This is a genomic window from Salmonella sp. K21076, assembly GCF_039650795.1.
In the GTDB taxonomy this organism is placed as follows: Bacteria; Pseudomonadota; Gammaproteobacteria; order Enterobacterales; family Enterobacteriaceae; genus Salmonella; species Salmonella enterica.
Window position 1 is genome coordinate 152,442 of the sequence record NZ_JBCLYA010000006.1, and the last position, 8,863, is coordinate 161,304.

The 8,863-nt window shown below is 53.4% G+C and carries 7 protein-coding genes; 4 read left to right on the forward strand and 3 right to left on the reverse strand.

The genetic code is table 11. The features are described from left to right. Nucleotides 1-5: 5 nt before the first annotated feature. Both AAYN39_RS02630 and AAYN39_RS02635 read right to left on the reverse strand, forming a co-directional pair. Nucleotides 6-197: a YnbE family lipoprotein gene (locus AAYN39_RS02630; RefSeq protein WP_000784063.1), complete on the reverse strand. Its 192-nt coding sequence runs from the start codon at nucleotides 195-197 to the stop codon at nucleotides 6-8. Next, on the reverse strand, nucleotides 197-2,833 hold the full coding sequence (locus AAYN39_RS02635; RefSeq protein WP_000677026.1) for a YdbH family protein: 2,637 nt from the start codon (nucleotides 2,831-2,833) through the stop codon (nucleotides 197-199). Before AAYN39_RS02635 ends, AAYN39_RS02630 begins: the two co-directional genes overlap by 1 nt. A gap of 266 nt (nucleotides 2,834-3,099) precedes the next feature. Between AAYN39_RS02635 and ldhA the strand changes: the two genes are divergently transcribed. After that, nucleotides 3,100-4,089: a D-lactate dehydrogenase gene (gene ldhA, locus AAYN39_RS02640; protein ID WP_000762205.1), complete on the forward strand. Its 990-nt coding sequence runs from the start codon at nucleotides 3,100-3,102 to the stop codon at nucleotides 4,087-4,089. Nucleotides 4,090-4,199: 110 nt separating this feature from the next. Next, complete coding sequence (hslJ, locus tag AAYN39_RS02645; protein WP_000725242.1) at nucleotides 4,200-4,610, forward strand: heat shock protein HslJ; 411 nt, start codon at nucleotides 4,200-4,202, stop codon at nucleotides 4,608-4,610. 43 nt (nucleotides 4,611-4,653) lie between these two features. On the opposite strand, the gene AAYN39_RS02650 is transcribed toward hslJ, so the two are convergent. Beyond that, nucleotides 4,654-4,920 (reverse strand): DUF333 domain-containing protein, encoded by a 267-nt coding sequence (locus AAYN39_RS02650; protein ID WP_001200680.1) that lies wholly within the window; start codon nucleotides 4,918-4,920, stop codon nucleotides 4,654-4,656. On the opposite strand from AAYN39_RS02650, the gene AAYN39_RS02655 reads away from it, so the two are divergent. Next, the gene (locus AAYN39_RS02655) at nucleotides 4,824-5,135 is read left to right on the forward strand and encodes a hypothetical protein (protein WP_031603716.1); all 312 of its coding nucleotides are present in this window, start codon (nucleotides 4,824-4,826) and stop codon (nucleotides 5,133-5,135) included. The two genes, AAYN39_RS02650 and AAYN39_RS02655, sit on opposite strands and share 97 nt — an antisense overlap. A 60-nt stretch (nucleotides 5,136-5,195) precedes the next feature. Next, nucleotides 5,196-8,720: a pyruvate:ferredoxin (flavodoxin) oxidoreductase gene (gene nifJ, locus AAYN39_RS02660; RefSeq protein ID WP_001193255.1), complete on the forward strand. Its 3,525-nt coding sequence runs from the start codon at nucleotides 5,196-5,198 to the stop codon at nucleotides 8,718-8,720. Nucleotides 8,721-8,863 lie beyond the last annotated feature (143 nt).

The window sequence follows — 8,863 nt, forward strand, 5'->3', positions numbered from 1 at the left end:
TGGCCTCAGAATAGATCGCTGCGTGATTTCAGGAGTTCTTCAACGTCTTTATCGACTTTGATATGTATTTCATGCTCGATCTTTACATTCATGTTGATGGTAATCGGCTGTTCCGGCGCGGCGACTTCAATACGTGGCGTGCACCCCACCACGATAAATGACGCAAGCGCTGACAGCATGGCAATACTCATTTTCATTATTTATCCTCACAGTCCTTGTCTTTCCGGCAAGGAGGTTGCGGCAACGCTGTATTTTGTTCAAGCCATGCCTGTAAATTGTCGCCAAAACGCAAACTGCGCCACAGCGTAAACACATTTTCTTCATGGGTATAGTTCAAGTTAACGATCGCGGTTTTACCATCTACCCGGCTTTTGCCGGTAATGGCCGCCTGCATCGTTAGTACGCCCAGGTTATCAACGTTAATTTTTGTCCACGAATGCGTAATCTCCATATAACGTAGCCAGTTAATCGCCGAGCCTGCCGTGACATTATCCTTCACCACCGCATCCGCAGTATCTTTATCGATACGCAACGTCATTGGCCCAGGATTCGTAAGCCAGCCATCTTTGATTATCCATTTTTCATTGTTCAGCCACAGCGGCAGCGCGCCGCTAACCGGACCAGACATGGCGAATTGCTTTGGATTTATGGCGCTAATCAATTCGCTGGATGAAATATTTTGCACCCGCAAAAGCGCCGGGTCGTGCTGCGGCATTCGCAACTGTTTCATAATAATTTGACCGCCCAGCACGTCTACGCTGACATCGCTTAGCAGTAATGGATTCGACTCGCTCCAGGGATAACCGCCCTGTAAATCGGCGGTGATATTTTTCGCCGTGACCTGGTTGACTATCCCGGCAATACGCAGCGAGACGGGCCCGCGCGTCCCCAATTGCCACGCGCCGTTGTGGAAGCGAAATGGCAGAATGAAATCGACGCCGTTGATTTTGTTATCCGGCATCCAGGCGCTACCGCCCTTTAACACGCCGTGTCCACCTGCTTCAAATCCCTGCCCCTGCGCAGCGGAAAAAGCCACCTGCGCATACAGTGAGCCTTCGCGCAGCGTCATTTTCCAGTCCGGTGGAAGCAACGGCTGGAAAACGATAAGCGACTGCTTCGGCCACCAGGCCTGTCCGCGAAGGCGTTCGCCATCCCAGCGCCCGTTCAGCCGTACCGGCCCTATCGCCCCCGCCCGAAGGTCGCCTTTAAACTGGAACAGGGTTGGCTCGCGCCCTTCAACGCTAAAATTAAGGGTAGAAGGCGGCAGCACGCTCCCGCTGGTAAATACGGTTTTTCCCGCCTCCAGAGACAGCGCGCCCTGTAGCGACGGCGTTGTGGCGTCGCGAACCCAGACAATAGGTTTATCCAGCGCCAGTCTTGGCGATGTGACGGTCATTGCGCCATAGTGCAACTGATCAAAACCGGTGGACAAACTGGTCAACCTGATGGTGTTATCATGCCATTCGCCCTGTCCGGCAATATCCCAGCGGGCGCGCATTGGCGTAAAGCTTCCTTGCCCCCAATAGCGCCACCGCCAGCGACCAGCATCAGGGAGAAAATCATTGGCCAGGCCATCAAGATGAAGAACGAAATCGCCCATCTCATTTTCGTGCGCCCGTAAAATAGCCTGTAATCGACCATCAACGCCGCGCGGCGTTACCTTAACGCCCGCCAGCGGCCAACGAATTTCATCAATATCTAACGCATCAATCACCCGTCCGCGTGAGCGTAGCAATGCGCCAGGTGCAAAGGTGAGCTGCGGATCGGCCAGACTGCCGCGGAACATAGCGGGCAATACGGCATAAAAGATTAAATCCTTCTGTTTAGCCTCGCCGGTAAGCTGTAGAGGCATCTCACTGCTATCCATGCTGAGTTTTCCCGGGCCGATAGTCAGTACCGCGTTCGCTTTACCGGCATCGCCCTGGGTCAGAATATTCAGGCGTCCGCTGACTCGCGCATTATCCGGCCCGGCTTGCCAGTTATCGATATTAAAAGCCAGACGTCCGCTCAAGGGGAATCCCTGATATGGCCAGTTCCAGCGGCCATCGCTGACGGTAAGCCGCTGACGCGTTACCGCCCAGGGGAGATCGAGAATCGGATCAGGATTACCTCGCGCCATCACGATGAGCTGTCCGGCATTATCACGCCACTCCAGTTCCGCATCCACCAGCGACGGTTCCTGCGGCAGACGCAAGGTCGCTGCCGCATGACCGCTGACCGGCAGGCCATCCGGTACCAGCGGCAACATAAACTCCCCCGCCAGGCTAACGGGAGGCTGGTTGGCCAGCGCGGCGATCTCCAGTTGGCTCACCGTCAATGCCTGACCGCGTAGCTGCCCTTGAAATTTTACTTTTTCGCCCTGATAACGTATCTGCTGAATGACCGGCGTCATGGAGATCGCCAGCTTGCCCTGCCATTCCGGCCAGGGCGCGAGAATGACATTATCGATGTTAATCCAGGTATTGGGCAGCATTGACTGCCACTGCGCCAGCGTACGCGGCGCGGCGGGAGAAGCTTCCGAAGCCGGCAGTTTCGCCAGGCATGCGGCATCCAGTTTGAGGCTTTTAATATTCAGCAACCAACGGCTGGGATGCGTCAGTTCCGCCTGGGTAATATGCGCTAACGAACAATCATTGACCAGATAGCGAAGATCGGGAATCACTAACCCATGACGTGTCAGGCGTGGACTTTGTTCCAGAGCGATACGGGTACCGACGGGTAGCCAAATTCCCGCCAGAGTGGGAACCCACAGCCCGAGGGTCATCAGTAGCGTCAGAGGGACAAGAATCAGCAGTAACAGTAGCGCAAGGGCGGCTTTATATTTACCCTTCATGGGCCATTAATTTCCTGATTTAACGAAAAATTCAGTCGGCTATCTCTTTATTTTGGCATGATTGCCCGTACATAGCCTAATAGTTCATGTTGCAAACGGGTGATACGTTATGCGTGTTGCAGGGCCGCCCTCCGACTATTTGAGGCGTCGTGGAGAATGATAACCTAAAATTATTCATCATATGTATGACTATCAATTATTTTTGATTTTTTGTAAGATAATTTTAAGCATATTTGTGTGATTCTAACATCACTGGAGAAGGTCATATGAAACTCGCCGTCTATAGTACCAAACAGTATGACAAGAAATATCTACAGCAAGTGAACGAAGCGTTCGGTTTTGAACTGGAGTTTTTTGATTTTCTGCTAACCGAGAAAACGGCGAAAACCGCCAATGGATGTGAAGCAGTTTGTATCTTCGTGAATGACGACGGGAGCCGACCGGTACTGGAAGAGCTGAAAAAACACGGCGTGAAATACATCGCGCTGCGTTGCGCCGGATTTAATAATGTCGACCTGGATGCCGCTAAAGAACTCGGCTTGCAGGTGGTGCGCGTACCGGCTTATTCTCCGGAAGCCGTCGCTGAACATGCGATTGGCATGATGATGACATTGAACCGCCGTATTCACCGCGCTTATCAACGCACCCGCGACGCTAACTTTTCCCTTGAGGGACTGACCGGCTTTACCATGCACGGAAAAACCGCTGGCGTCATTGGTACCGGTAAAATCGGCGTCGCCGCGCTGCGTATCCTGAAAGGCTTTGGAATGCGTTTACTGGCGTTTGATCCCTATCCCAGCACTGCCGCGCTTGACCTCGGCGTCGAGTATGTGGATCTGCAAACGTTGTTTGCCGAATCGGATGTCATTTCCCTGCACTGCCCGCTCACGCCGGAAAACTACCATTTACTGAACCATGCGGCATTCGATCAAATGAAAAATGGCGTTATGATCATTAATACCAGTCGTGGCGCGCTGATTGATTCCCAGGCGGCTATCGAAGCTCTGAAGAATCAGAAAATCGGCTCGCTGGGGATGGATGTGTATGAAAACGAACGCGACCTGTTCTTTGAGGACAAGTCAAACGATGTTATTCAGGATGATGTTTTCCGCCGTCTGTCGGCCTGCCATAACGTACTGTTTACGGGGCATCAGGCATTCCTGACCGCAGAAGCGCTGATCAGCATCTCTGAAACCACGTTACAAAACTTAAGCCAGCTTGAGAAGGGCGAAGCCTGCCCGAACGCGCTGTTCTAATCCTGTCGCTCCCCTGCGCTCAGAGGAGCATTTTCGGATAACCCCTGAAGATCTATCCGGTCATATCATTACTATAGTCAGTGTTAACTATCAGATTACAGAGAATATCAATGAAGAAAATCGTCACGCTGGTCGCCCTGAGCATCATAATGACAGGGTGTGTGAGCAGTGGAAAAGTGTCCGTCAAACGCGAGCAACTGGAGCACCACCGCTTTGTTCTGGAAAGCGTAAACGGTAAAACGGTCACCGGCCCGGAGCTCAGCTTTGGCGAGGACATGACGGTATCCGGCAAAATGTGCAATCAATTCACCGGCGAAGGAAAACTATCGGACGGCGAATTAAAAGTGAAAAATTTAGCGATGACCCGAATGATGTGCGCCGATCCGCAGCTTAATGCGCTGGACGGCACCCTCAGCGAGCTCTTCAGCAAAGGAGCGCAAGTCGATTTAACTGCGAACCAATTAACGCTGGCGACGGCAGAAACAACGCTAATGTATAAACTGGCGGATTTAGCGCACTAAGCCATTAAGTGAAAAGTTATACGCGTCAGGCGAAACGCCGCGCTTAATAACTCCCGCAGCTTCCGGCGGCAAGCGACTGTTCGCTACAACGTTTGCCGTTGGGTAGCGCGCACATACCAATTACTGAACCATCAAGCTGCCGGGCCGCTGAAAGCGAACCGCCAATCATAGCGCAATTCGCTTCGCCGGCGCTGGACATCGCCGCTTTCATCCCTGGCGAAACATGCGCCGCAGTTGCCTGCTGAACAGGTTCGCTACTGCAAGCCGACAATAATAACGCGGCACATCCCACCCAAAACGCTGCGCGCATTTCTCTCCCCTCTGTTTATTCATCCAAACGACACCGCCCTAAATAATAGGCAGCAGAAACTGACGCGTCGAGAGGCAAAGCGCGCATTTATGCGCTTCATTAACATTTATTGGCAATTTTTTACGTCTTTTCGGCAAGAAATCGCCATTCTCCTCCCGCCAGGGACACAAAAGCGAAAATGGGGCTTGAAGGGCTTTGCTAAAATAAAAGGATAACTACAGGATACGCTCACGATTATGCGTGTCCCTCTTTTTTGCGCAATGTAAGGGTGTCATATGCAAACGATTGACGGTAATGGCGCAGTAGCGTCGGTGGCGTTCCGTACCAGCGAGGTTATCGCCATTTACCCGATTACGCCCAGTTCAACAATGGCTGAACAAGCGGATGCCTGGGCCGGCAATGGGCTTAAAAATGTCTGGGGCGATACGCCGCGTGTGGTAGAGATGCAGTCGGAAGGCGGTGCGATCGCCGCCGTTCACGGTGCGTTACAAACCGGTTCGCTTTCTACGTCATTTACATCATCGCAGGGGCTGCTGCTGATGATCCCAACGCTGTATAAACTGGCGGGGCAGCTCACGCCGTTTGTACTGCACGTTGCCGCACGCACCGTCGCCACACACGCGCTTTCTATTTTTGGCGACCATTCCGATGTGATGGCGGTCCGCCAGACAGGCTGCGCGATGTTATGCGCCGCCAGCGTTCAGGAAGCGCAGGATTTTGCGCTGATCGCGCACAGGGCTACGCTGAAAAGCCGCGTTCCGTTTATTCATTTTTTTGATGGCTTCCGTACATCGCATGAAATCAACAAAATTATACCGCTAACGGATGAAACCATTCTGAACCTGATGCCGCAGGCGGAGATCGACGCTCACCGCGCCCGCGCGCTGAATCCGGAGCATCCGGTGATTCGTGGAACTTCTGCGAATCCGGATACCTACTTCCAGTCTCGCGAAGCGACCAACCCGTGGTACAACGCCGTTTATGATCATGTTGAAGAGGCGATGAAGGCATTTGGCGATGCTACAGGCCGCCAGTACCAGCCATTTGAATATTATGGTCATCCCCAGGCTGAACGGGTCATCATTATGATGGGCTCCGCCCTCGGCACCTGCGAAGAGGTCGTGGACGAGCTACTGATACGCGGAGAAAAGGTCGGCGTTCTGAAAGTCCGTCTGTTCCGCCCCTTCTCCGCCAAACATTTGTTACAAGCATTACCGGAAACCGTTCGCGCTATCGCCGTGCTGGATCGCACCAAAGAGCCTGGCGCCCAGGCCGAGCCGCTTTATCTGGACGTGATGACCGCACTGGCGGAAGCCTTTAATAATGGCGAGCGCGAAACATTGCCGCGCACCATTGGCGGCCGTTATGGGCTATCATCCAAAGAGTTCGGCCCGGCGTGCGTACTGGCGGTCTTTAATGAACTCAGCCGCGCGAAACCCAAGCCACGGTTTACGGTGGGCATTTATGATGACGTCACTAATCTCTCGCTGCCATTACCGGAAAATACCCTGCCCGGCAGCGCTAAACTGGAAGCGTTATTTTACGGTCTGGGAAGCGACGGCAGCGTATCCGCCACGAAAAATAATATTAAAATTATCGGTAATTCTACGCCGTGGTATGCGCAAGGTTATTTCGTTTATGACTCTAAAAAAGCTGGCGGACTCACGGTATCGCACCTGCGCGTCAGCGAAAAACCCATTCGTTCCGCTTACTTAATTGCTCAGGCGGATTTTGTCGGCTGCCATCAATTACAGTTTATCGATAAATATCAGATGGCGGAGCGTCTGAAGCCAGGCGGTATCTTTCTGCTTAATACGCCGTACAGCGCCGACGAGGTCTGGTCGCGTCTGCCGCAAGAAGTTCAGGCGGTATTGAATCAGAAAAAGGCGCGTTTTTACGTGGTCAACGCGGCGAAAATCGCCCGCGAATGTGGACTGGGCGCCCGCATCAATACCGTCATGCAAATGGCGTTCTTCCACCTGACGCATATTCTTCCGGGCGATAGCGCTCTGGTTGAGCTGCAGGGCGCGATTGCCAAAAGCTATAGCAGCAAAGGTCAGGATCTGGTTGAGCGTAACTGGCAGGCATTGGCTCTGGCGCAGGAATCGCTGGCGGAAGTGCCGTTGCAGGCGGTTAATCCACACAGCGCGCATCGCCCGCCGGTCGTCTCCGACGCCGCGCCGGATTTCGTGAAAACCGTTACCGCCGCCATGTTGGCGGGCCTCGGCGACGCACTGCCTGTTTCCGCGCTGCCGCCGGACGGAACATGGCCAATGGGCACCACCCGCTGGGAAAAACGCAATATCGCCGAAGAGATTCCTGTCTGGAAAGAGGAACTGTGTACACAATGTAATCACTGCGTCGCCGCCTGCCCTCACTCGGCGATTCGTGCGAAAGTCGTTTCCCCGCAGGCGATGGAGAACGCGCCAGCCAGTCTGCATTCGCTGGACGTGAAGTCCCGCGATATGCGCGGCCAGAAATATGTGCTGCAGGTCGCGCCGGAAGACTGTACTGGCTGTAATTTATGCGTAGAGGTCTGCCCGGCTAAAGATCGGCAAAATCCACAGATCAAGGCGATTAACATGATGTCGCGCCTTGAGCATGTGGAAGAAGAGAAAGTGAATTATGACTTCTTCCTCGACTTGCCGGAAATCGATCGCAGCAAACTGGAACGGATTGATATCCGCACATCGCAGCTCATTACGCCGCTGTTTGAATATTCCGGCGCCTGTTCCGGCTGCGGTGAAACGCCGTATATTAAACTGCTGACTCAGTTATATGGCGACAGAATGTTAATCGCTAACGCCACGGGGTGTTCCTCTATTTACGGCGGTAACTTACCCTCTACGCCTTATACCACCGATGCCAACGGACGCGGCCCGGCGTGGACGAATTCGCTATTTGAAGATAACGCGGAATTTGGCCTCGGTTTCCGTCTGAGTGTGGATCAGCACCGGGCGCGCGTCATGCGTTTACTGGCGCAATTCGCCGATCGCATTCCGGCGGAATTAAACGATGCGCTGCATGCCGAAGCAACGCCTGACGTTCGGCGTGAACAGGTCGCCGCATTACGCCAACATCTGAAATCGGTTGCGGGCGCAGAGGAACTGTTAAAAGATGCTGATGCGCTGGTAGAAAAATCAATCTGGCTGATTGGCGGCGATGGTTGGGCATACGACATCGGCTTTGGCGGTTTAGACCATGTGTTAAGCCTGACGGAGAATGTCAATATTCTGGTTCTGGATACGCAGTGTTATTCCAATACTGGCGGCCAGGCGTCGAAGGCGACGCCGCTTGGCGCCGTCACTAAGTTTGGCGAACATGGCAAGCGTAAAGCCCGTAAAGATCTTGGCGTCAGCATGATGATGTATGGTCATGTTTATGTCGCGCAAATTTCGCTGGGCGCGCAGTTAAACCAGACGGTGAAAGCCATCCAGGAGGCCGAAGCCTGGCCAGGACCGTCGCTGATCATTGCCTATAGTCCCTGTGAGGAACATGGCTACGATCTGGCGCTAAGCCATGACCAGATGCGCCAGTTAACGGCGACCGGTTTCTGGCCGTTATACCGCTTTGATCCCCGCCGTGCGGATGAAGGCAAGCCGCCGCTGGCGCTGGACTCTCGGCCACCGTCTGATGCCCTAGCGGAAACGTTGCTTAATGAACAGCGTTTCCGTCGCCTGAATGCGCAACAGCCTGAAGTAGCTGAACAATTATGGCGAGATGCCGCATTGGATTTGCAAAAACGCTATGACTTTCTTGCCTTGCTGGCAGGAAAAGCGGAAAAACCCAGCGCAGATTAAAAAACATTCTAAGGATTAACCTGGAAATAATAAATATCCTCCGGCATAGCCGGAGGTTTTTCTGATGCGCCTGTAAGGCTCTCTTACCAGCCGCGCCCTAACAGGCGCATACGATCTGACATTTGCATCAAACTTCGTTACTT